At 41.9% G+C, this 23,676-nt stretch carries 19 protein-coding genes and 4 tRNA genes; 13 read left to right on the top strand and 10 right to left on the bottom strand.

Translation table 11 applies throughout. The annotated features are described in order from the left end of the window. The first annotated feature begins 4 nt into the window (after positions 1-4). A complete protein-coding gene (locus CXF83_RS17655) occupies positions 5-418 on the top strand; it encodes a type IV pilin protein (protein ID WP_101090431.1) in 414 nt (137 codons plus the stop codon). Beyond that, on the top strand, positions 415-720 hold the full coding sequence (locus CXF83_RS17650) for a TapY2 family type IVa secretion system protein (protein ID WP_101090430.1): 306 nt from the start codon (positions 415-417) through the stop codon (positions 718-720). Before CXF83_RS17655 ends, CXF83_RS17650 begins: the two co-directional genes overlap by 4 nt. Positions 721-727: 7 nt before the next feature. On the opposite strand, the gene CXF83_RS17645 is transcribed toward CXF83_RS17650, so the two are convergent. Further along, positions 728-1,204 carry a GspH/FimT family pseudopilin gene (locus tag CXF83_RS17645; RefSeq protein WP_101090429.1) on the bottom strand — a complete coding sequence of 159 codons (477 nt, stop codon included), beginning with the start codon at positions 1,202-1,204 and terminating at the stop codon, positions 728-730. Between the two features lie 130 nt (positions 1,205-1,334). Continuing rightward, complete coding sequence (locus tag CXF83_RS17640; RefSeq protein WP_101090428.1) at positions 1,335-1,850, bottom strand: GspH/FimT family pseudopilin; 516 nt, start codon at positions 1,848-1,850, stop codon at positions 1,335-1,337. Positions 1,851-2,095: 245 nt separating this feature from the next. Between CXF83_RS17640 and CXF83_RS17635 the strand changes: the two genes are divergently transcribed. After that, positions 2,096-2,434, top strand: a complete 339-nt coding sequence (locus CXF83_RS17635; RefSeq protein ID WP_101090427.1) for a P-II family nitrogen regulator — start codon at positions 2,096-2,098, stop codon at positions 2,432-2,434. A 56-nt stretch (positions 2,435-2,490) separates the two neighbouring features. On the opposite strand, the gene CXF83_RS17630 is transcribed toward CXF83_RS17635, so the two are convergent. Then, positions 2,491-3,507, bottom strand: a complete 1,017-nt coding sequence (locus CXF83_RS17630; RefSeq protein WP_101090426.1) for a LacI family DNA-binding transcriptional regulator — start codon at positions 3,505-3,507, stop codon at positions 2,491-2,493. Positions 3,508-3,930: 423 nt separating this feature from the next. On the opposite strand from CXF83_RS17630, the gene CXF83_RS17625 reads away from it, so the two are divergent. Both CXF83_RS17625 and CXF83_RS17620 read left to right on the top strand, forming a co-directional pair. Further along, complete coding sequence (locus tag CXF83_RS17625) at positions 3,931-6,537, top strand: TonB-dependent receptor (protein WP_101090425.1); 2,607 nt, start codon at positions 3,931-3,933, stop codon at positions 6,535-6,537. Between the two features lie 162 nt (positions 6,538-6,699). Beyond that, a complete protein-coding gene (locus tag CXF83_RS17620; protein WP_101090424.1) occupies positions 6,700-8,226 on the top strand; it encodes a tryptophan halogenase family protein in 1,527 nt (508 codons plus the stop codon). A 62-nt stretch (positions 8,227-8,288) separates the two neighbouring features. Here the strand turns inward: CXF83_RS17620 and CXF83_RS17615 are convergent, their stop codons facing one another. Continuing rightward, on the bottom strand, positions 8,289-9,011 hold the full coding sequence (locus CXF83_RS17615; protein ID WP_101090423.1) for a SapC family protein: 723 nt from the start codon (positions 9,009-9,011) through the stop codon (positions 8,289-8,291). Positions 9,012-10,503: 1,492 nt separating this feature from the next. Between CXF83_RS17615 and CXF83_RS17610 the strand changes: the two genes are divergently transcribed. The 5 genes from CXF83_RS17610 (at position 10,504) to CXF83_RS17590 (ending at position 18,340) form a co-directional block, all read left to right on the top strand. Next, a complete protein-coding gene (locus CXF83_RS17610; protein WP_101090422.1) occupies positions 10,504-13,167 on the top strand; it encodes a family 20 glycosylhydrolase in 2,664 nt (887 codons plus the stop codon). Positions 13,168-13,389: 222 nt separating this feature from the next. Further along, positions 13,390-14,286, top strand: coding sequence for an N-acetylglucosamine kinase (gene nagK / locus CXF83_RS17605; RefSeq protein WP_101090421.1), 897 nt, complete (start codon positions 13,390-13,392; stop codon positions 14,284-14,286). A 59-nt stretch (positions 14,287-14,345) separates the two neighbouring features. Beyond that, complete coding sequence (gene nagA / locus CXF83_RS17600) at positions 14,346-15,482, top strand: N-acetylglucosamine-6-phosphate deacetylase (protein WP_101090420.1); 1,137 nt, start codon at positions 14,346-14,348, stop codon at positions 15,480-15,482. Between the two features lie 127 nt (positions 15,483-15,609). Then, positions 15,610-16,764, top strand: coding sequence for a transmembrane glucosamine N-acetyltransferase NagX (nagX, locus tag CXF83_RS17595; protein ID WP_443018866.1), 1,155 nt, complete (start codon positions 15,610-15,612; stop codon positions 16,762-16,764). Positions 16,765-17,026: 262 nt separating this feature from the next. Continuing rightward, positions 17,027-18,340 carry a sugar MFS transporter gene (locus tag CXF83_RS17590; RefSeq protein WP_101090418.1) on the top strand — a complete coding sequence of 438 codons (1,314 nt, stop codon included), beginning with the start codon at positions 17,027-17,029 and terminating at the stop codon, positions 18,338-18,340. A gap of 496 nt (positions 18,341-18,836) precedes the next feature. Here CXF83_RS17590 and CXF83_RS17585 read toward each other — a convergent pair. The 4 genes from CXF83_RS17585 to CXF83_RS17570 form a co-directional block, all read right to left on the bottom strand. Beyond that, a tRNA-Thr gene (locus CXF83_RS17585) sits at positions 18,837-18,912 on the bottom strand. Positions 18,913-18,951: 39 nt separating this feature from the next. Then, positions 18,952-19,027 (bottom strand) — tRNA-Phe (locus CXF83_RS17580). A gap of 492 nt (positions 19,028-19,519) precedes the next feature. Then, positions 19,520-19,595: transfer RNA gene (locus CXF83_RS17575), tRNA-Thr, on the bottom strand. Positions 19,596-19,647: 52 nt separating this feature from the next. After that, positions 19,648-19,723, bottom strand: a tRNA-Phe gene (locus CXF83_RS17570). Positions 19,724-20,090: 367 nt separating this feature from the next. On the opposite strand from CXF83_RS17570, the gene CXF83_RS17565 reads away from it, so the two are divergent. Both CXF83_RS17565 and CXF83_RS17560 read left to right on the top strand, forming a co-directional pair. Further along, positions 20,091-20,642: a cytochrome b gene (locus CXF83_RS17565; RefSeq protein WP_101090417.1), complete on the top strand. Its 552-nt coding sequence runs from the start codon at positions 20,091-20,093 to the stop codon at positions 20,640-20,642. A 22-nt stretch (positions 20,643-20,664) separates the two neighbouring features. After that, on the top strand, positions 20,665-21,240 hold the full coding sequence (locus CXF83_RS17560; RefSeq protein ID WP_101090416.1) for a YceI family protein: 576 nt from the start codon (positions 20,665-20,667) through the stop codon (positions 21,238-21,240). A 60-nt stretch (positions 21,241-21,300) separates the two neighbouring features. Here CXF83_RS17560 and CXF83_RS17555 read toward each other — a convergent pair whose 3' ends face one another. Both CXF83_RS17555 and mutY read right to left on the bottom strand, forming a co-directional pair. Then, a complete protein-coding gene (locus CXF83_RS17555; protein ID WP_101090415.1) occupies positions 21,301-21,579 on the bottom strand; it encodes an oxidative damage protection protein in 279 nt (92 codons plus the stop codon). Between the two features lie 2 nt (positions 21,580-21,581). Beyond that, positions 21,582-22,646, bottom strand: coding sequence for an A/G-specific adenine glycosylase (gene mutY, locus CXF83_RS17550; RefSeq protein ID WP_101090414.1), 1,065 nt, complete (start codon positions 22,644-22,646; stop codon positions 21,582-21,584). 266 nt (positions 22,647-22,912) lie between these two features. Here mutY and trmB point away from each other — a divergent pair, with 266 nt between their 5' ends. Then, on the top strand, positions 22,913-23,626 hold the full coding sequence (trmB, locus tag CXF83_RS17545) for a tRNA (guanosine(46)-N7)-methyltransferase TrmB (protein ID WP_101090413.1): 714 nt from the start codon (positions 22,913-22,915) through the stop codon (positions 23,624-23,626). The last annotated feature ends 50 nt before the right edge of the window (positions 23,627-23,676 follow it).

Below are 23,676 nucleotides of genomic sequence, written 5' to 3'. Positions count from 1 at the left end.
CAGAATGAATGATTTAAGAAAGCTAGACCAACACGTAATCCATGGGTTTACTCTAATAGAACTCATGATTGTTGTCGCAATTATTGGTATTTTAGCGGCGATAGCGTATCCGTCTTATACCGATTATGTGACTAAAGCAGGCCGTTCTGACGGCGTGACGGCAGTATTGAATATCTCTAATTTACAGGAGCAGTACTACTTAGATAATAGGGCCTACACCACAGATTTAACTAAGTTGGGTCTCTCTGCTTCATATGTGACGGAAAATGGACACTACAGCGTGGCTTCAACGGGTGGTGATAGTTTTACGATTACAGCATCTGCTGAAGGGGCACAGAAAAGCAGAGATTCAACTTGTCAGACAATTACTTTGACCGATATAGGGGTTAAAGGACCAAGTGCGGAGTGTTGGAAATGAAGATCATTAACTTATGCTTACTGGCGATACTATTGCCTAGTTTTTCATGGGCGGCAACATTGCCAAGAACTGAAAAAATGGACTATAAGTGCTTTATTAAATCATCAGCGGGTAACAAAGTTTTATTTTATAACTGGCCGATAAAAGAGTTTGAATTGAAGATGGCCAGTTTGCCGAGTAAACAATATTCAGACAAAAAAGGACGTAAAGTCTTTATCCAAGATGTAGAAGAGTGCGTCGCGATAAACGATGCTTTTGCGTCTAAAAAGGCGCAAAAACAAGATGAATTAACAGTCCGGTAAATATTGATTAGTCGGGAATATTAACTCTGCCAGATACAGCTAGTATCAATGACTTACAATTTGAACTTGTTGCCCCACCGGGACAGTAAGTCATGGTGCCTGACGTGGAAGCTAATCCATCGGGACTAAAAACAATAGAGTTTGACGCAAAGGTTAACGTGTCTTGAGAGTTAAACTCATTAATGACTTTGAGTGATTCATTTGAGCCCGCATTATCATATAGGACTGTAATGCCCTTTATCCATTTAGTGCCGCAAGTATTCAAGTCGGTGCCCAGTGGGCAAACAGTAACATCTAAACCGTAACTAATTGCCTGATTTCTAGCAAAAGCGAATGTTTGTTGCAGTTTTCGAACTTCACTGTCACTGCGCATAGCTTCATACATAGAGGTTAATGAGGGCATTGCGATTGTAATTAGTATTGCCGCGATGGCGATGGTAACCATTAGCTCTACCAGTGTGAATCCTTTTATCTTTGTTACCATGACTATTTCCTGTCAAATCTTCAGGTTCAGTATAAGTAACTTTACACTAATTTTTAGCAAATTAGCGCTTAATATAATCGCCATTTTTTTGGCTATTATTGATTTTTTGGCATCTAAGGAAAAGACTCATTTACTGCGAACAATCGATATCATTACGTGAAGAAAAGCGGGCTCTACCTGAACGGTTTATAACGATGGCTTTTGCGTATGAGCTTCGTGTGGAATCGGGGCAATATTTTAAAGTGCCATTAGAACCCGCAGCAAGTCCATCGGGTTGAAATTTAATTGATACTCTGTTGAAAACGATCGTGTCTCGTGGGTTAAACGGGCCCAGTAAGTAAACTAATCTATCATTACCATCGATAATGTTAGATTGGCCTGTATCGGTAAATATACTAATGTTTTCATGCCAATTAGCTGAGCAGCGTTGATGCTCTATTGGGCAAACGGTTACCCTTATCCCGTATGTAATAGCGTGGTTCCTTGCAAGTTGAATAGATTGTTGAATCTTTCGAATATTAGTATCTGCTCTAATGTAAGCATATAGAGCGGTAAATGACGGTACCGCAATGGCTATTAAAGTAGCACTGACGGCTAATGTGACCATAAGCTCGATTAACGTAAAGCCATGCTTCTTTTTAATCATGTTGTATCTTCCCTGAACAAGCTATATCGCATCCTGCGACTAGATAGCTTTTGAATAACTTTAGGCAGTATAGTGATCGTGTTAGCTCAACCTAGGTTGATTTTTTAGATTGTTCCGTTATAAGAAGACAGCATTCATTTTTAAAGTCGGCACAAAATCACTTTAGACTACAGAGTTTTGTGGCTGCATGTTAAGCTAGATAGTTACTAAATTAGTTAATTCAGCAGGTTGTTAGGAGTTTTACGATGAAAAAGGTCGAAGCTATTATTAAACCATTTAAGTTAGATGATGTACGTGAGTCACTTGCTGAGATTGGAATTAACGGAATGACGGTGTCTGAGGTTAAAGGCTTTGGACGTCAAAAAGGTCATACTGAGCTGTATCGCGGCGCGGAGTATATGGTCGATTTTTTACCTAAAGTAAAAATTGAACTGGTTATTCAAGATGAACAACTCGATCAAGCGATTGACGTTATTGTTGATACTGCTCGTACGGGAAAAATCGGTGATGGTAAGATTTTTGTGACTGATGTTGAAAGAGTCATTCGTATACGTACAGGCGAAGAAAACGAAGAAGCGGTATAACAATATTACTGTCCTTTCACATGATTTAGCGAGCAAGTCATGCGAAAAGACGGCGATTACTTTTTAGGCGAGGTTGAAGAATCTCTAATCACTGGCTCTGGCACAAATACTCTCGATTGATCTGACGCTTGAGCGCGACGCTTGGCGATTAATAACTCAGTAGCGATATGTGCAATTTTTTCGTTGGGCTGATGCACTGTGGTCAGTTTAGGCCAGGTTTGACGTGAAAAAGGACTATCCTCAAAGCCGACAATCGAAATGTCTGCTGGTATATCAACTCCCTCAAGTCGTGCTGCAAACAATGCCCCTGCGGCAATTTCATCGTTACAAGCGACGATAGCGGTAGGTCTTTTTGACTGCCTTAATAGTTTTTTAGCGCCTTCGACCCCCGATTCAAACGAATATTGTCCATCAATGATGAAGTTATTATTAATCGCAATATTATTGTTGCTTAGTGCTTGCTTAAAACCGGCTAAACGCTCTTTAGTCGATTCATGTTGTTCATCACCACTTAAGAATGCGATCTGTTTATGACCGAGATCGATTAAATGTTGTGTGATAGATATCGCGCCAGATTTATCATCCACCAGCACTGCTAGGCCATTATTATCTTCAAGCTTTTCACCTGCAATAATGCGTACATAACAGGCATCTATTTTATCAAGTGCGGCCAATATTACCGGATCCTCTGATAAAGGAGGAGTGAGGACTAAACCCGATAACCTATTGTGCTTAACCAGCTTTATTAGTTCATCGCAAATATCTGCAGACTTTGAGTCACAAGGGTGGATCAACAGCTCATAGCCAAGATCTTTACATGCAGACAAAATACCATTTTGCATATCAATAATATAGTAGGCGTTAGGATTGTCATAAACAAAACCAATAACGTAAGAGCTTGTTCCTGCTAGGCTTCTTGCCGCAAGGTTGGGTTGATAATTTAATGCTTGAATGGCTTCATTAACTTTATCTATCGTTGCTTGCTTTACCGAAGGCTCGTTATTGGTGACACGAGAGACGGTTTTTATCGATACGCCAGCGTGTTTAGCGACATCATTAATAGTGACTTTCATAAAGCTGATTTCTCGTTAATAAGAGAGCATGGCAATCATATCTTGTAGATAACATACCGCTAACATTTGAAGGTGTGGCGACAATATTTGTTATCGAATTTAGCCGTATAGTGCGAACTTTTGAAGTAATTAGCAATCATCAGCGGCTATTTTTTGCATCTATTACCCATATATAAAAAAACATCACAGCTAAAATTGAATCTCGCACCCAGTATAACTGATTGTATTTAAAGATTAATGATGTTTTGCATTCTACTCGCATGTTGTTTTTTATAAATATAATCGACGCGATGGTTATTTTGTTGTGGCGTCGCTGTTAAATATTGTGTAATGTTTGCTCTAGTCATGACAGCGTTGTCATTCCGGTTGGGGAATGGTTATGGATATAAAAATAAATATAATAAGTTATGGAAGGGAAACGAGATGCGACCATCTACTTTTAAGAAAAATGTACTAGCTACAAACATTGCGCTACTCCTCGGAAGCGCAGTATCTATGTCTGCCATGGCAGCTGATGCTGATGCAACTGTCGCAGCAGATGAAAATATCGAAAAAATTGAAGTACGTGGTATGCGTGCATCAATGAAAGCGTCAATTAACGCAAAAAGATTTTCAGATTCAGTTGTTGATGCGGTAACTGCTGAAGATATCGGTAAGTTCCCAGACGGTGATGTTGGTGAGTCACTGGCTCGTATTCCTGGTGTTGCTGTAAACCGTCAGTTTGGACAAGGCCAGCAAGTTTCAATTCGTGGCGCTTCTAGCCAGTTGACACGCACATTGCTTAACGGACATTCAGTTGCCTCTACGGGTTGGTATGACCAACAAGCTATTGACCGTAGTTTCAACTATTCACTTCTACCACCAGAAATGGTCGGTGCAATTGAAGTATACAAGTCTTCTCAAGCTGATATCGCAGAAGGCGGTATCGGTGGTACGGTAATTGTTAAAACCCGTAAGCCGTTAGATCTTGATTCCAATTCAATTTTCATCAGCGCTAAAGCCGACTACGGCACTATTTCTGAAGAGACAGATCCAGAACTTTCTGGCTTATATAGCTGGAAAAATGAAAATGAGAGCTTTGGTTTCTTAGTCTCTGCAGCAGCGTCAGAAACATCTTATCAGCGCAATGGTATCGAATCTCTCGTCGGTTGGGGTGACATTGTTCCAACAACTTTTGAGCAAGATAGAGAACGTACAGCTATCAATGGTGCATTCCAATACCGCCCAACAGACAATTTGGAGTTTGGCTTAAGTATCATGACGCTTGATATGAAAGCAAACAATGCTAATACATCATTGTTCACTATGTTCCCAGATGATAAAGAAGCTGCATGTGAGCAAAAAAATTCATCAGGCACCTGTACTTTTTATCGCCGAGATGGCAAAGGCGCAAATCCAGGTTGGGCACAGACCTGGGCCCGTAAAGCGAGCATGGATTCAAACACATATGATTTGGATTTTAAGTACGATGCTGACAGCTATACGTTAGAAGGCCGTGTCGGTAACACCAAGTCTGAAGGTGGTACTGACATGACTTCAAACTACGGTTTCTGGCTTGGTGATGCGGCAGATTATGCTGGTACATACGATGCAACTGGCGATGTTATTAATATTGATATTGCTAAGAAATCATTTGGCGCTGAAGACTTTAAAGGCCAATTGGCACCAGCGGGTTGGTCTTTAAAGAAACAGCCTAATTCAGATGAAGAAACATACGCACAATTTGATGTTACTGTTCCTGTAGACCTTGGTGCTATTACTTCATTCAAGACGGGTGTGCGTTGGACTGATCACGATGTAAAGCAGGAAACATTCCCTGGGATCGTCAATGCTGATATTGCAGCAAAAGATGCATCTGAGTATTACTCAGGTACCGTGTCATCAGGTGCCGGTTTTACACTGCCTAAACCAAATTTAGATGCAATGCTTAAAGATGCGAATGCGGCAATCTCTGGATTTGATAAAGACAACACCGTTTATAAGTCAGGTTACGGTACGATTAGCGAAGAGAACTTAGCATTATACTTAATGGCTAATTTTGAAGCTGACGGGATCCGCGGTAACTTTGGTCTACGTTATATCTCTACTGATGCAACCTCTGATTACTATAACCTCCAATCAGACGGTTCTTACGCCGATGGTTTAAGCACTCTGGAATCAAGTTATAGCGATGTACTTCCAAGTGTTAACGTCGCATTTGACGTTGCACCAGATGTAATTATTCGTACCTCTGCTTCACAGGTTATTTCTCGTCCTAACTATGGTGATATGTTTGCCTCATCCGCTTTAGCGGGTTATGCGGATGGCACTGCGGGCAACGAAGTTGTGAACACTGGTAATATAGCACTAGAACCTTTTAAAGCGACTCAAGCCGACTTAGGTGTCGAGTGGTACTTCAGCCCAGACGGTATTGTTGCGGCAACTTACTTTATTAAAGATATCAGTTCATTCGTCACCTCAAACCAAATTCTTAACCAGAGCATTGGTATTGTTGACCCAGATTCTGGTGTAGATAGCTGGACCAAGTCAACCAAGAAAAACGGTACTGGTGGCCAAATCCAAGGTGTTGAACTTCAGCTTCAAGATTCATTTGAAAATGGTTTAGGCTATTCAGCTAACTATACGTTTGCAGATTCTGATGCTCCGGCTGACAATTACCCTGATCAAGTGAGTGTCTTCTCTGACTCTTCTAAGCACACCGTAAACTTAGTGGGTTATTATGAGATGGAAGACTTCTCTGCTCGAGTTGCTTATAACTGGCGTAGTGAATACATGATCCGTGAGCTACCAGGTTTCTACGGCAACCGTGAACACCAAGATTATGGAACCGTCGATTTGAGTGCTAACTACAATATTACTGATTACTTATCAGTGACGTTTGAAGTGGTTAACTTGCTTGAAGAAGACAGTGTTCAACTTGGTGTCGCACCAGATGCTGCTGAAGTTAAACCAGAGCTTAAAAACGGTTACCCAGCATGGAGCTTTGAAGGCGAAGCTCGTTATAAGGTTGGTGTAGCGCTACGTTTCTAAATATAAATTACATTTAATAAAAGCCCAGCATTAGCTGGGTTTTTTGTTAGAGAATATGCATGATGAATAGAAGCGAATTCATCCCAATAATCTGTGTTATTTGAAAGTCAGATTGCAGACATTATTGTTTGATTTAGCCGCTAATTAATATGGAGACATCTTATGGATATTAAAAAAATCGCCATTGTTGGCGGCGGAACGGCAGGCTGGCTTGCTGCAAATCATTTAGGCAAAGCAGCACTTAGTAATGAACATCTCTCAGTTACGCTTATCGAGTCGCCCGATATTCCTACCATAGGGGTCGGAGAGGGCACTGTTCCTGCTATACGCCAGTCATTACAGAGTTTTGGGATTAGTGAAACGGAGTTTATTCGTTGTTGTGATGTGACGTTTAAGCAATCAATAAAATTCGCTAATTGGCAGGATAAAGTAAAACATCCTGAGAATAACTTTTATCATCATCTGTTCGATATGCCAGGTCCTGTTACTGAAGGTTTAACCCGTTTATGGTTGTCAAGAAAGACCGGAACATACGCAGAGGCTGTTTCTCCACAACATGCTGTCTGTGAAGCCTATAAAAGCCCTAAGACAATCAGTGATGCAGAATATAAAGGGCACTTAGGTTACGCTTATCATTTAAACGCAGCTAAGTTTGCTAAGTTACTTGGCGTTAATGCAAAAGCCAATTTTAATGTCAAACATATCAGTGCAAATGTAAACGATGTGATTATGGGTACTGAGGGAGAAATTAAATCACTAGTGACCGATACCGCGGGCACTCTCGAATTTGATTTTTATATCGACTGTAGTGGTTTTGCCTCTCTGTTGATTGATAAAGCATTGCATGTGCCGTTTATCAGTAAAGCAGAGCAGCTATTTGTCGATAAGGCTATCGCGGTTCAAGTGCCCACTGATGCTGACTCTGTTATTCCACCTTTTACCATTGCAACCGCTCATCAAGCCGGATGGATCTGGGACATAGCTTTAAGTCACAGAAGGGGCGTGGGCTTTGTCTACTCGACAAAGTACATGGATGATGCCACGGCACTTGTAAAGCTAGATAAGTATCTAGGTGGCAAGCTCGCAGAATATCAACATCGCACCTTGCCAATGACCGTGGGCTATAGAGAGCGCTCTTGGGAAAAAAATTGCGTTGCTCTTGGTTTAGCACAAGGTTTTCTAGAACCCTTAGAGGCCACCTCTATTCTATTAACTGATTTTGCAGCGGGTTTTTTAGCGAATAGATTTCCTGCATCAGCAACCCAGTTGACGGCAGTGAGAGACCGATTTAATCATGTGATGGGGTATGCATGGGAACGCGTCGTTGATTTTATTAAGCTGCATTATTGTTTGTCCGATCGCAGCGACTCGCAATTTTGGATCGATAATCGTGATCCAAAAACCATGTCTGTAGAACTAATCAAACGTCTATCACTATGGCAAGATTTTGCTCCCAATCGTGAAGATTTCTTTAGTAAGTTCGAAGTTTTTGATTTAGAAAACTATTTATATGTTTTGTTCGGAATGAATAAAACACCCAACTGCAAGATTTCGCTACCTGATGAATTAGCTCATATCGAGAAGCAGGGCCAAAGATTAGAGGAAGTGACTAGGCAATTGGTTAAAGAGCTACCCAATCACAGAGAACTACTTGAGAAAATTAAACAATACGGATTGCAGAAGCTTTAGCTTTTAAGCCGCGAGTCGCAGTGAATGTTAAGCTTTCACTGCGACAGAGACGCGATATAAAATTATTGACTCTTATCGTACTGGTTTTGTTTTTCTATTAGTCTAGGAAGCTGTTGCAAAGAGATGATATGAGCATAGATGAGTGATAGAAGCCCTTTGTTTTTCAAAACTAAAAACTCTTCATCGCTTAAATTATTAAGCAGTTTCTCATCAACGATATAAACACCATCAACATTAATGACTTGCTCATTTTTTAATAATTTAACGCTAAGTTGCTTAGGTGTGAGTAGCGCTTTCGACGCTAAAAACTGGCAAATATTGGCCGTTTGTTGGCTATATGATGCTATATCTAAAAGGGCTTGAGTTCGGGATTTTAGATATTCAGATTGCTCTTTATTGTCATTGAAAAGTCTATGACCACTATTGTCCACAATCAGCTTGTTATCTTCATCAATACAAACCATCACATCTTCACTTTGTTCATTGGTTTTTACCAATGACAAAGGGGCATTATTAAAACCTAATGGTCGTATAACAGGCAGCCAATTATCTTGCTGACAATACAAGTTAACACCGTTTTTAATCCCCATTAGTGCGACCGGAATAAACTGCCCAGTTTCAGTATTTTTTACAAAAACTAGCGGAAACTCTGATGCTAAATGATGAAACTCATGGAATACCACTGGAATAAGGTGTTGATCTGCAAATCTTCGGTAATCTGTTGATTCGGTAATCTTAATCTGAAGGTGTTTGTCTGAGTTTAATGGGGCAATACTTTTACTCATTGTTTATTAATCCTTTTCACTATTTTATATAGCTTTTTATTCTATTTATTATGCAATAACACTTGGGCTCAAAGTACTATTTACCTAATAGATAAGCTAAAGATGTTTATCGCTTGTGAAGTATTTGTAGCGCGTTTTGACAGCGCTGTCAATTTGAGGTGCTATGATAAATGTAACTGCTTTAGGTGAGAGCTGAAAGCAACGAATTTAAGAGTGTTGGCTTAGCAATTGACGCTGTAGCTATTTATCAATCAACACCTTTATTCGAAAGCGAATTATCCACATTACGAAAAAGAGCTTTAACTTAGCGGGGAACAGGCCCAAACAACCGGTAAATATTGGTTTAGGAGTGGTTATTTCCTTTTTAAATTATCTATTCAACAATAATGAAAAGATACCGCGTTCTGCTTTCGTGCGCTGGCTATACTCTGTCGGTAATAAGAAGTAGGACTGTTCCATGCCTTCGTTGCTTGGTGACACTATGATTTTAGGGCGGAATTTATTCTGTAGTATTCATTTTATCAGTGAAACAATCATTACTTCGCTAGGTTGCATTAAACGCCCGCATAAACACATTTTTAAGTGACGTGGATATATCAAAACTGTTATTAATTGGGCTTTTTAGTGTTCAGATAATCATTTTAAACTTATTAAGTTACTGTTTTTATATAGTTTTACTTTTAATCAATGATTTTGTTTTAAAAAACCACACATTAGATGTCAAAAAAATGTAGATATCTTGTTTCTCTTTGTGTATGTTTACCAATGACAGCGTTGTCATCTGCTTGTGTGACAAGTTGTTTGTAAGGTCTTCATGAATAGGATGAGGTCTCCTAGTTCGTGTTTTTTAACAAATAAAATAGCGTTTGTTATTCCTATAGTCTCTCCCCGGAAACTAATGTGGGCCGAGTACTTGATAAGTGCTCGGCCATTTTTTTATTAGGACAGCGAGACCCATTTGACTCGGTTATATATTAATAATAGCGCTAGCCTAATGATACCTATCTCAGTATCAAGCTAAAGTTGTGGCAACCGAGATGAAGCAAAAGTGTAAAGTTGAAGAGTCGCTGGTAGGCAATATAGATGAAGCTAGAACCTTGGCGAGTCAGACATAACAAGCAACGGGTGAAATCCAAAAAATGATCTAGCGGGTTCAGCATAGCGTGACAGAAACGGTTTCGATAATACGATCTAGCCAAAGCTTGTCTAATAACGCGGTGTCTCACTCTAAAGAGATTAAAGTTTTGCTAGGTAACGTGGCCATAATTGTATCTAATATTAACCATATGAACTTAGATATCGCCAGTGCTGCGAGACTGAAGTAACAGCTGGAATATTGGGCAGTTTGGGTGAGTTAGTTGCAGTGTCAGGTTGAGCATCAATGGATAGTGAAAAACATGCAGTATCGAGTGTTCGGTTATTTCACCAGGGGGAGAAATTGCGAGACTTGATGAAATCGTTCCACCTATAAAATATATAATAGAGGGTAGTAATGAAAACAAGATTGATAGTGGCGGCCGTTAGCCTGGTATTGGCAACGACTGCATGTGCTCAAAAGGATGTTGAAACCGTTGTGGCTAGTGATGTTAGCATCAGCTCCCCTGACGCATTGACGCAGCAACAACTCGATATTATCGGTCAATCTCTGGCGGTGACCTATCGCGTGGTAACCAATGTCGCTGATGAACAATGTGACAAAGTCGCGGGTGGTGGAAAGTGCTTTGTGGCTGAGATAGACCTTACTTTTCCTATCGATGTTCAAAGTAAAGATTGGGCCATTTACTTTTCTCAGATGCGACCGATTCAATCCATCGTCGGTGATGAATTTACCATTTCCCACATCAAAGGTGATCTGTATAAAATTGAGCCGTCAATTGGCTTTAAAGGTGTGGTCAAAGGCGACACAAAGACGATTCAGTTTAGAGGCGATAATTGGCAGCTGGCAGAAACAGACGCAATGCCGAACTACTATATCGTTGCTAATGGTTCAGAACCAATATTAATTGAGAGTACTAAGGTACACATAGATCCTGAAACTGGCATGGAAACCCGTCCCTATGTCAGTGATTTTACTGACCCTGTAAAACACTATAAGCGAACGGCGGCCGATACCGTTGAGTGGGCCACATCGAGTGTTCTATATCGTAACAATATAGCGACTGAATCGAACCCTCAATTAGCTGAAAACCGTATTCTACCGACGCCGAGTAAAGTTGAAGTTCGTAGTACTGATAAACCTGTCTCTTTAAAACAAGGGATCAAGCTAACTTATAATGAAGTAGCGCCAAAGTCTATTGCCGCTGCAGTTAGCCGTTTGGCTCGAGTGGGTGTGCTTGAAACTGAAAATGGTATCTCAATAACGCTATTACCGCTGTCAATTAAAGGGGTTTCTGGCAGTTATCAACTAGATATTAATCCACAGCTGATCACTATCTATGCCGATGATGAGGCGGGATTTTCATATGGGTTAGCCTCACTAACATCACTGCTTGATGTCAATACGCTGGCCGTTAACGCTATGCTGGTGGAAGACTCTCCACGCTATGATTTTCGTGGCATGCATATTGATGTATCACGAAATTTCCACAGTAAGAAACTGATCCTCGATCTATTAGATCAAATGGCAGCTTATAAGTTAAACAAGTTGCACCTACATATGGCTGATGATGAAGGTTGGCGATTAGAGATTGATGGGCTTCCTGAACTGACGGATATTGGCAGCAAACGTTGTCACGACTTAAAAGAGGACAACTGCTTGTTGCCTCAATTGGGCAGTGGGCCCTTTAGCGATACAAAGGTCAACGGTTATTACTCTAAAGCTGATTATATTGAGATTTTGCAATACGCAGCGGCTCGGCAAATTCAAGTCATTCCATCAATGGACATGCCTGGTCACTCACGCGCAGCGATTAAATCAATGGAAGCGCGATATCGTAAGCTGATGAAAGCTGGCTTAACCGCAGAAGCTGAGCAATATTTACTGTCAGACCGTGACGACAAAACGGTTTATTCATCGGTGCAATATTATGACGATAACACCTTAAATGTGTGTATGGAGTCGACGTTTAACTTTATCGACAAAGTCATTGATGAAATTGCGGACTTGCATAAAACTGCAGGCGTTCCATTGTCGCGATATCATATAGGTGCTGATGAAACTGCGGGTGCGTGGCTTGAATCACCTATGTGTAAGGCGTTTATTACCAGTAACGACAAAGGAGTTAAAAGCACCAGTGAGCTTGGAGCCTATTTTATAGAGCGCACTTCACAAATGTTGGCAGATAAAGGGATTAAAGCCGCAGGATGGAGTGATGGTATGAGTCATACTCGTCCTGAAAATATGCCTAAAAATGTTCAATCTAACGTTTGGGATATCGTCGCCCATGGCGGTCATAAGCGAGCACACCAACAAGCGAATCTAGGTTGGCAAGTGGTGTTAAGTCAGCCCGAAGTACTTTACTTTGACTTCCCCTATGAAGCCGACCCCAAAGAGCATGGCTACTACTGGGGCATTAGGCATAATAATGCTCAGCGCGTTCACAGCTTTATGAGCGGGAACTTGCCTGCCAATGCAGAGCAGTGGGGCGATATTGAGGGATTGCCGTTTGAAGCTGATGACAGGGTTAAGCGTGACGCAAACGGTAAAATCTTGAGCGAACCGTTATCAAAGACTGCAAAATTCAGTGGTATTCAAGGCCAGTTGTGGAGCGAAACGGTTCGCAGTGACGAAGTGGCTGAGTATTTAATGTTCCCCCGGGTGATCATGCTGGCAGAGAAAGCTTGGCATCAACCAAACTGGGAAGTCCCATATCAATACCAAGGTGCAGTTTACAATCAACAAAGTGGCTTCTTTACGACAGAAATGCGTCAGCAACAGGCGTTAGAGTGGCAGGCGATAGCGAATACCTTAGGGTATAAAGAACTGATAAAGCTTGATAAGGCGAATATTGCCTACCGTGTGCCCACCGTTGGCGCTGTTATCAAAGAGGGCAAGTTATACGCAAACCTAATCTATCCCGGTTTATTGATTGAGTATCGAGATAATGGGCAGAAATGGAAAGCCTATCAAGCCGGAGTCGCGGTCGAAGGTGACGTTGAGGTAAGAGCAATTGCTGCAGACGGTGTGCGAAAAGGTCGTAGTTTGATTGTGAAGTAACAAAGTATTTACCTCAAACCTTTAACGACGTAAGTATTTACTAAGCTGAAATGCAGTAACGGTGGGGCGCTACTGCATTTTTATTGTTTTTAATTGCAATATGGAAAAATCAAATGACAACGCTGTCATTCGTGTTGTAACATACGATTAACTTAGTGGCTTTCTTAGTAAAGAGCAGTGATCAGCTCAACACTAAATATTAAAATAATAAAGAGGTTTGTCATGGGTATAGGCCAGGCGGAAGAAGCATCCTTGTATATAGGCATTGATGGTGGCGGCAGTAAATGTCGAGCAACAATATATACTGGCGATTTCAGCATTGTGGGCACCGGTGTTGCGGGGCGCGCAAATCCCTTGCATGGTTTAGCTCAAACATTCCAATCTATTGAAGAATCAACTCAGCTTGCATTGGCTGACGCAGGGCTTAAAAGTACAGACAGTAAGCGTTTAATCGCGGGGCTGGGGCTAGCGGGTGTTAATGTCTCTAGATTTTTCCAAGATGTGATGGACTGGCAACACCCATTTGCTTGCATGTATCTCACCACAGATCTTCATACTGCCTGTATCGGCGCGCACAAAGGTGGCGATGGCGCAGTCATCATTACCGGAACGGGCTCTTGTGGTTATGCTCATGTTGGCGGTAAAGAGCTTTGCTTAGGCGGCCATGGTTTTGGCTTAGGTGATAAAGGTAGTGGTGCTTGGCTTGGGCAAAAAGCCAGTGAACAAGCATTATTAGACTTGGACGGGTTCGGCGAAAAAACCATACTCACCTCGCGTCTATTTACTCATTTCAATGTTAATAATGCGATGGGTATCGTTGAGAATTTGGCAGGTCAATCTTCTAGTACTTATGCCAAATTAGCGCGCATGGTGTTTGAGTCTGCACAGCGCAAAGATGGCGTGGCTCAGGATATTGTACGTGAAGGTGCTAGTTATATTAGTGAGCTCGCGAGAAAGCTCTTTGCCATCACACCGCCACGTTTTTCGATGATTGGTGGGCTAGCTGAGCCGCTAGCACCATGGCTAGATGATGACGTCACGGCTAGAATGTCGCCCACATTAAGACCGCCAGAATGGGGTGCTGCATTTTATGCCCAGCAGGAGCATGCTAAAAAATAGGCGCGATAAGCTGTTTTTATTTCGTTGATGGTATCGTCAATACATAGAGTGAGTTGCAAATGAAGCAAACATTAATCGCAGACCGTATTTTTGATGGTCAGCAGTTTCATCATGATCTACCTGTCACCGTTGAAGATGGACATATTCTTGCTTTTGATACCGTAAAAGGCGCAAAAGAGTCACGGGTTGACGGTAGCATTACCCCTGGTTTTATTGATGTACAAGTCAATGGCGGTGGTGGCGTATTATTTAATTCATCACCGACGAGGAAAGGAATTGAGGCGATTGGGCAAGCACACGCAAAGTTTGGCACAACCGCTTATTTGCCCACTTTAATTACTGATGATTTTAGTGTTATGGAGCAAGCTGCGGATGCGGTGGCTGATGCCATTGAGCATGGCAGTGCTGGTGTGATTGGAGTGCACTTTGAAGGGCCACACCTATCGGTACCGAAAAAGGGTGTACACCCTCAGCCGCATATTAGGCGTATTTCAGATGCCGAACTTAATATTTTTAGCCGTCAAGACTTAGGCATAAAAGTGGTCACACTTGCGCCTGAAAACGTCTCTCCAGATGTCATTGCAGCGTTAGTTAAGGCTGATGTAAAAGTGTGTCTTGGCCATTCTAATGCTGACTATGATACGGTCAAAGCGGCATTAGATGCAGGCGCTACTGGTTTTACTCATTTGTTTAATGCGATGTCTGCTTTTGGTTCTCGAAACCCTGGAATGGTCGGTGCGGCGCTTGAAAGTACTGATGCCTGGTGTGGACTGATTGTTGATGGTCATCATGTTCATCCTACAGCTGCTAAAGTGGCCATTAATGCCAAGCCGCGGGGAAAAGTCATGTTAGTCACCGATGCTATGCCACCCGTTGGGCTTGATGGCGAGGTGAGTTTTGAGTTATTTGGCACGCAAGTATTACGTGTCGGTGATAGGTTAAATGCCGTTACTGGCGAACTTGCTGGCTGTGTCCTTGATATGGCTGGTGCAGTGGCAAATACTATTTCAATGTTAGATATCTCTGCAGAAGAAGCATTGAGAATGGCGTCAATGTATCCCGCAGAGTTTTTAGGGATTAGTCAGCAGTTTGGCTCACTTGCGACAGGAAAGCGAGCAGACATAGTGGTGATGAATGATCAGTTTAAGGTGCAGCAAACCTTTATCGCGGGTCAGTTGATTTATGCAAGCTCGTAAAGGCTACTTGTTGCCTTAGCTTTTTCTAAGCCTCTGTAGCGCATGCTATAGGGGCTTTTTATTATCTACGATGAGCTAGCAGTAGCCAGTTCATCTACTTGCTTAAAGAGTGTTTCTAATGACAATAATAAATGACACCCGGCCGCAGGCTTGCTCGAACGAGAAAAAACAAAAAGTAAGGCTTAAGTCTCTTGATGCACTGCGTGGTTTTGACATGTTTTGGATTTTAGGCGGCGAGGCGATATTTGCAGGCCTTGTGCTACTCACGGGATGGAGTGGCTTTAAATGGTTAGACGCGCAAATGCACCATAGCCCTTGGCATGGTTTTACTTTTTATGACCTGATTTTCCCACTGTTTATCTTTTTATCTGGTGTGGCTCTTGGGCTATCGCCCAAACGCCTAGATAAACTGCCAATGCGTGAGCGTATGCCGCTTTATCAGCATGGGATTAAACGATTAGCCTTATTGTTGTTGCTAGGCATGGTCTATAACCATGGTTGGGGCACGGGGTTCCCAATGGCACTTGGTGATATTCGCTATGCCAGTGTATTGGGCCGCATTGCCTTTGCTTGGTTTTTCTGTGCGCTGTTAGTTTGGCATACAAGCCTGAGAACCCAAGTGATCTTAACGATCGCTATTTTGGTTGGTTACAGCTTATTGCAGCTTTTCCCCTTTTTGACCCTTGATAATTCTGGCGCCTTCACTGCAACAGGGTCGATTAATGCGGCCATCGATAGCTTATTATTACCTGGCGTGATTTATCAAGATGCTGCCGTTGATCCTGAGGGGATCTTATCGACAATCCCGGCGGTGGTTAATGGCTTGTTTGGCGTGTTTGTCGGTCATTTTATTGTTAAATCACATGTGAAAGGTGAAGGGTTTAAAGTCGCTGTGATGACCACGCTAGGTTTAGCGTTATTAGGCATTGGTTGGTTGATCTCTCCCATCATTCCTGTCAATAAAACATTGTGGACCAGTAGTTTTGTACTGGTGACTTCTGGATGGAGCTTGCTGCTGTTAGCGCTATTTTATGGTGTTATTGATGTTATGAGGCTAAGCAGATGGGCATTTCCTTTTATCGTGATTGGCTGTAATGCTATTGTGATCTACTTAGCGACAAGCATTGTCAATTGGCAGTACACCGCGGATAGCTTGTTTGGTGGGGTGATAAAATGGTTCCCCGTTTCTGCTCAAAGTCTTATCGCTGTGATAGCGTTATTACTAGTGCAATGGCTGGTGCTTTATTGGATGTATAAACGCTCAATCTTCATCAAAGTTTAAGGGGTTGTGATTACGATGCTTAACGGTTGTGGTTGCATAGTTGATAGTGCAATGTCCCTCTATGGATATAAATTGTTAAACGATACAAATGACAGCGTTGTCTTTTTGGTCGCAATGTTTTAACATCAATGAAACAAAAGCCAATGGTAGACACTAAAAACAGATATAAATCTGTTGTTGGCAATTCAATATAATGAAGGATGGGATAACAAGTCACGCTGTTATCATAAATTTAATTACAATAAGAAGCAGGTAGAAATACATGACAGCATCGACTCAGGCCCAAGCCAGCCCTCAGAGCAGTATTCTGCCTATGTTCATTATAGGTGTGCTCTTTTTTATCTTCGGATTTGTGACATGGCTTAACGGCTCTTTGATCCCATTCCTTAAAATTATTTGTGAGCTAAATGAGTTTCAAGCGTTATTTGTGACGTTTGCGTTCTATATTGCCTACACAGTGATGGCATTGCCGATGTCGTCGATACTTAAAAGAACGGGTTATAAAAATGCGATGGCTATTGGCCTCGCTATCATGGCAGTCGGTTCGTTGTTGTTTATTCCTGCTGCGCAGAGCGCGAACTTTATGCTGTTTTTAGGCGCATTGTTTGTATTAGGCACTGGCTTAACTATCTTGCAAACTGCTTCTAACCCTTATGTGGTGCTTATTGGTCCTAAAGAAAGTGCTGCGATGCGTATTAGTATCATGGGCTTGATTAACAAAGGGGCAGGAGTCATCGTGCCGCTGTTGTTTACGGCATTGGTTTTGTCTGGTTTTGAAAACTTTACCGCAGATCATTTAGCGGCGTTAACCGAAGTTGAACGTACCGCGCAAATTAACGAACTCTCATCAAGATTGATAACTCCCTATATTTATATGGCAGTGGCACTGACTTTTCTCATTGGCTTAGTTAAGTTTTCATCATTACCTGAATTAGAGTTTGAAGAAGCTGCAGAGCATCAAAGTAAAGGCAGTATTACCCACTTCCCACAAGTTATCTTAGGTGCTTTAGCTCTTTTTGCTTATGTGGGGGTCGAGGTGATCGCTGGCGATACGATTGGTTTGTATGGGGCTAGTTTGGGGGTGAATAACTTCGCATCGTTAACCTCTTATACAATGGTCTTTATGGTATTGGGTTACATTATTGGCGTAACTTGTATCCCCAGGTTCATTAGTCAGGAAAAAGCGTTATTAGGTTCGGCGATTGCCGGTATCTTATGCATTATTGGCGTAACAATGAGTTCTGCAGAAAGTACTGTGATTGCAGAGGTTTTATGGGGCTGGAGCGGGATCCCCGTTATTCCTAATACTGTTACTTTCGTAGCCATGATGGGACTGGCTCATGCGTTAGTTTGGCCGTCAATCTGGCCTTTAGCACTTGAAGGCTTAGGTAAGTTCACGGCGCAAGGTTCAGCGTTGTTGATTATGGGGATTTCAGGTGGAGCCATCCTACCTTTGATATTTGGTAAGGTTGCTCACTTTGCTGAGAATACACAGCTCGCTTATTGGGTATGCTTACCTTGCTACCTCTTTATTTTGTTCTACGCCCTAAAGGGTCATAAGATGCGTAGTTGGTAAGTATGTTTGTTAAAACCCACTAACCTTAAGGGAGCCATTGGCTCCCTTTTTTGTTTTTGTAACATAGGAAAGTGCCGTTATATCTAAACGACTTGGAAATACTTCTTTAAGAGGCGTTTCGCGAGTTTAACACTTGGCGTGTGGATGTAGGAATGCAGCTCCCTTTCCAAGGCTGCAATCATTACCCACCCAAGCTTTCTTCATGGATGGGGGGAATGTCAGTCGTGTAGGGCATGTTATTGATCTTGCTTAAAGCAGATTAAACTTCCACTTAATACTGAATGTCCAACTGTCTTGGATATACATATATCAGCAATGTTTAATGTTAGCGTTGAGAGGCGGTTGTGCTGTTGAAGTTGGGGCTAATTGAGGGGTGAGGTAGTAAAATCTAATTTGCAGTGTCTGTAGTCGTTATAAAGCGCATCAATAATGGTTACTGAGCTGATAATCGCCAGATACAAAAAAGCCACTCTAATGAGTGGCCTTTTTGTTTTTATGGTGCCGGCACCAAGAGTCGAACTCGGGACCTACTGATTACAAGTCAGTTGCTCTACCAACTGAGCTATGCCGGCTTATCTTGCTAATAAGTTAAACAACTCATTATAAAATGTTGGTGCCCGAACCCGGAATCGAACCAGGGACACGAGGATTTTCAATCCTCTGCTCTACCGACTGAGCTATTCGGGCAACTAAGCTATATAAATATATGCGTTAGATTTGTTACTTCAAACTAAGCCTTGAAAGCCTGTCTCGTTTGGAGTGCGCGTATATTATAGCGATGCTTTAAATCACGCAAGTGCTTTTTTCGATAACTGCCTAACAAATAGCCGTACAGTCAAAAATATCACTATAAGCTATTATTTTGCTGATTAATTAGTCTAGAAAAACAATGCAGTGGTGCTCTTGAGCTTGTTTATAGGTGAGTTTGTAGTGGCATAGTTAATTTGGCCACCTAATTAGTTGACCACTACAGTTAGCCTTTTTCTGCTTGTATATCACGACTAATTAAAAGAGTAGTGGAGGAGCGAGATATTCAATATCAGCTGCGGATGCTTACTATTGATGGTATTTGCTGGATCGGGGTCTAAAGTGTCAACTTATCTGAGGACGGGATAGGCTTAGAAAATGAAAGTTTAGAAAACAAAAAAGCCACTCTATTGAGTGGCTTTTTTGTTTGTATGGTGCCGGCACCAAGAGTCGAACTCGGGACCTACTGATTACAAGTCAGTTGCTCTACCAACTGAGCTATGCCGGCTTATCTTGCTAATAAGTTATCTCTTTACACAGAAAAACTCATTATAAAATGTTGGTGCCCGAACCCGGAATCGAACCAGGGACACGAGGATTTTCAATCCTCTGCTCTACCGACTGAGCTATTCGGGCAACTAAGCTATATAAATATATGCGTTAGATTTGTTACTTCAAACTAAGCTTTGAAAGCCTGTATCGTTTGGAGTGCGCGTATATTATAGCGCAGAGATTTATCCTGCAAGGGCTTTTTGTTATTAGCGTGACTGTTCGCTTAGTTTGTGTGCAGTTCTAAATAAAAGAACAATAGCTGCATTACTGACGGTGTGGCAGAAGGCACATTATTTCGCTAGTAACGTAAACCTCACTGCATAGTGAGGCTTATGTGTGCCGTTAAAAGCAATACCATTCGAAATAATAGAATGTAAAGGTCAATATTTGCTGATTTTATATCCTAAAATAGAATGTATGATGATTTCATCTTATGAATTCAGGGGGCGTAATGCTCTTAAATACAAAAAAGTCTTACGGCCTAGTCGCTATCCTTTTTCATTGGCTTTCTGCTTTAGCCGTTATAGGCCTATTTGCCGTTGGTTTTTGGATGGTTGATTTAACTTATTACAGTGAATGGTACAAAACGGCGCCATATCTACACAAAAGCGTTGGGCTAATATTGTTATTGCTGACGCTTAGCAGAATATTCTGGCGAATGTTCACTCCCAACCCAAAGAGTTTAGCCAGTCATAAAAGATGGGAGAGAAGTGCAGGCCATATAACGCACGGTGTTTTATACCTGCTTCTGCTTGTCATTATGGTTAGCGGTTTCTTAATTTCTACCGCTGACGATCGAGGTATATGGGTATTTAATTGGTTTGAAATACCCAGTCTTGGGGTATTTATGGAAGACCAAGCCGATATCGCCGGCGTGATCCACCAATACGCAGCATACAGTTTAATCGGTTTAGTGCTGATCCATGCACTTGGTGCATTGAAACATCACTTTATCGATAAAGATTCAACACTACTCAGAATAATCAAAATTAAAAATGACTAATCTTTATATGGAGAAAATAACAATGAAAAAGGGTTTATTGGCAACTGCATTGGCAACAACGTTGATGATGGTGAGTACGGCACAAGCAGCAGATTACGTCATCGACACCGAAGGTGCTCATGCCTCTATAGAGTTTAGGGTAAGCCATCTAGGTTATAGCTTCGTAGCAGGTCGTTTTAATACTTTTGAAGGGGACTTCTCATTTGATCAAAGCAAGATTGCGGATTCAAAGGTCAATGTCACCATTAATACAACCAGTATCGATTCAAACCACGCTGAACGTGATAAACATTTACGTAGTCCGGACTTTTTAAATACTGCAAAATTTCCTACTGCGACGTTTGAATCTACCTCGGTTGACGATAAAGGTGATGGTAACTTTGTACTAAAGGGGAATTTCACCTTAAACGGTGTGACCAAACCATTAGCGATTGATGCAAAAGCAATAGGAGAGGGAAGTGACCCTTGGGGCGGATATCGTGCTGGATTTACCGGTAGCACTGAATTTGCGCTAAAAGATTACGACATTAAAATGGATTTAGGCCCAGCATCTTCTCACGTTAGCTTAAACCTCGTCGTTGAAGGTATGCGTCAGTAATCGTATTGTTACGTTGTAAGCCATAAAAAAAGGCGCCTTTCGGCGCTTTTTTAATATGTGCTATTCGTCGTCTTTTTCAGGAACAAAGCCTTCGATCTCGACATCTTTTCCTTCAAACAGAAAGTTAACCATCTGCACTTCTAGGAATTTTCGGTCATCGACATTCATCATGTTGAGTTTCTTTTCATTGATAAGCATGGTTTGCTTTGATTGCCAAAGCGTCCAAGCTTCTTTACTCACATTGTCGAAAATACGCTTGCCTAAATCACCAGGGTAAAGCTGAAATCCTAAGCCTTCAGCTTCTTTTTTAAAATATACGCAATTTACTGTGCGAGCCATGATTACTCCTTATTTAATACAGAACCTAAACTCGCTAGAATCCGCTCAGTCGCTGAGGCTAAACCAACTTTAGGTGGATGAGGTAAGTTATACCAGACAGAGGAGTCTTGTTCCATGATCTGGTTATCGCTAATCTTGTTTATTGATACTAAAACGGGTTGAATATCGAGGTGGAAATGGCTAAAGGTGTGTCTAAAGCCAACCAAATCCTCGCGATGACTAATATCGTACGCTTGATTGCTCAAATGCTCGTCTAGTTCATCTTTAGTCGAAAATTGAGCAAAACACCAAAGTCCACCCCAAATCCCACTCGGTGGGCGTTTTTGCAAATGGACATTATTTTGCTGCTCTAATACCAGTAGCCATGCAGCTTTTACCGGAATGACTTTTTTAGGCTTCTTACCTGGATATTCCAGCTGGCGGCCCGAGAGTTGAGCTTGGCAGTCAATTGCAACGGGGCAAGCTGGGCAATTGGGTTTAGAGCGAGTGCATACCGTTGCGCCGATATCCATCATTGCTTGATTATACTTTTGAATCTCTACGTTTGGCGTTAATTGCTGCGTGAGCAGCCAAAGTTTATCTTCTACCGGTTTTTTGCCAGGCCAACCTTCGATTTTGCCATGCCTTGCAAGCACACGTTTTACGTTGCCATCAAGGATGGGGTGATTTAATCCAAGCGATAACGACAGAACAGCACCAGCTGTCGAGCGACCTATACCTGGCAATGCCAGTACATCATCAAAATCGACAGGGAAAATACCTTGATGTTGCTCAACTATTTGTTGGGCGGCTTTATGAAGGTTACGTGCTCTGGCGTAATAACCTAAGCCAGTCCAGTGATGCAGCACTTCATCTTGGTCTGCTGACGCTAAAGTGTCGATGTTTGGGAAGCGCGCGATAAACTTTTCAAAGTAAGGAATAACCGTGGCAACTTGGGTTTGCTGCAACATAATCTCTGATATCCATACTTTATATGGGGTTTTACTTTGCTGCCAGGGGAGTTGCTTACGACCATGGACATCGTACCAACTAATAATTCGGTCTGAAAAGAGTGGGGTAGTTTTCATCGCCGCAGTGTAACTACCAGTGGCGATTTAAACAAGTTGCAGTTGTTCATTGATAAGGGGGCCGGTTTTGCTTTCAACGTGAGGGAGCCTGGTGAAATAGCGCTAGATTGACCCGTTAATCGAGTATTTTTTGTAAAAGTAGCTCTGTAACTCGCACAAACTGAAATAATGGGTATAATTTTGCGTCAATAAGGCTTGCGCTAAAGGTCTAACTTTGGATAATGCCTTTCTTTTAAAATTAATAGCTATCTTAAGCGAGGGCGAAAATGAGCGAAGTAACAACCGCTGAATTCAATGAAGAAGGTAAATACCTTCGCAAAGTAAGAAGCTTTGTATTAAGAGAAGGCCGCCTTACAAAAGGGCAAGCACAAGCGTTGGAGCAACAATGGCCAGCCATGGGCCTAGATTATACGCCTGAACCTATCGATTTAGTCGAGGTTTTTGGTCGTGAAGCTGACACCGTGCTTGAGATCGGTTTCGGTATGGGCGCTTCATTAGTTGAAATGGCTAAAGCGGCTCCAGAGTTAAACTTTATCGGTATTGAAGTACATAAGCCGGGTGTTGGCGCCTGTTTGTCTATCGCGGCAGAAGCTGGGGTGACTAACCTGCGCGTGTATCATCATGATGCGCTTGAAGTGTTAGAAAACAGCCTTGCCGATGCAAGTTTGGCAAGGTTGCAGTTATTCTTCCCTGATCCGTGGCACAAAACACGTCATCATAAGCGTAGAATAGTACAGGCACCTTTTGCTGAGCTTATCCGCAACAAACTTAAAGTGGGTGGCGTGTTCCATCTGGCGACAGATTGGGAAAACTACAGTGAGCACATGTTAGAAGTCATGAACAGTGCGCCTGGTTATAAAAACCAATCGGCGACAGGTGATGTTGTTGAGCGTCCTGAACATCGTCCGCTAACAAAGTTCGAAGCACGTGGTCATCGCTTAGGTCATGGCGTTTGGGACCTTATGTTTGAGCGTGTCTAAGCGTTATATAGTTCGTTAATTTAGTTTTTATTTATCACCATTGAGGAGTT

It is taken from the genome of Shewanella sp. Choline-02u-19, from assembly GCF_002836205.1.
Classification (GTDB): domain Bacteria; phylum Pseudomonadota; class Gammaproteobacteria; order Enterobacterales; family Shewanellaceae; genus Shewanella.
Note: the sequence above shows the minus strand (reverse complement) of the source record. Positions and strands in the feature narration are given on the sequence as shown.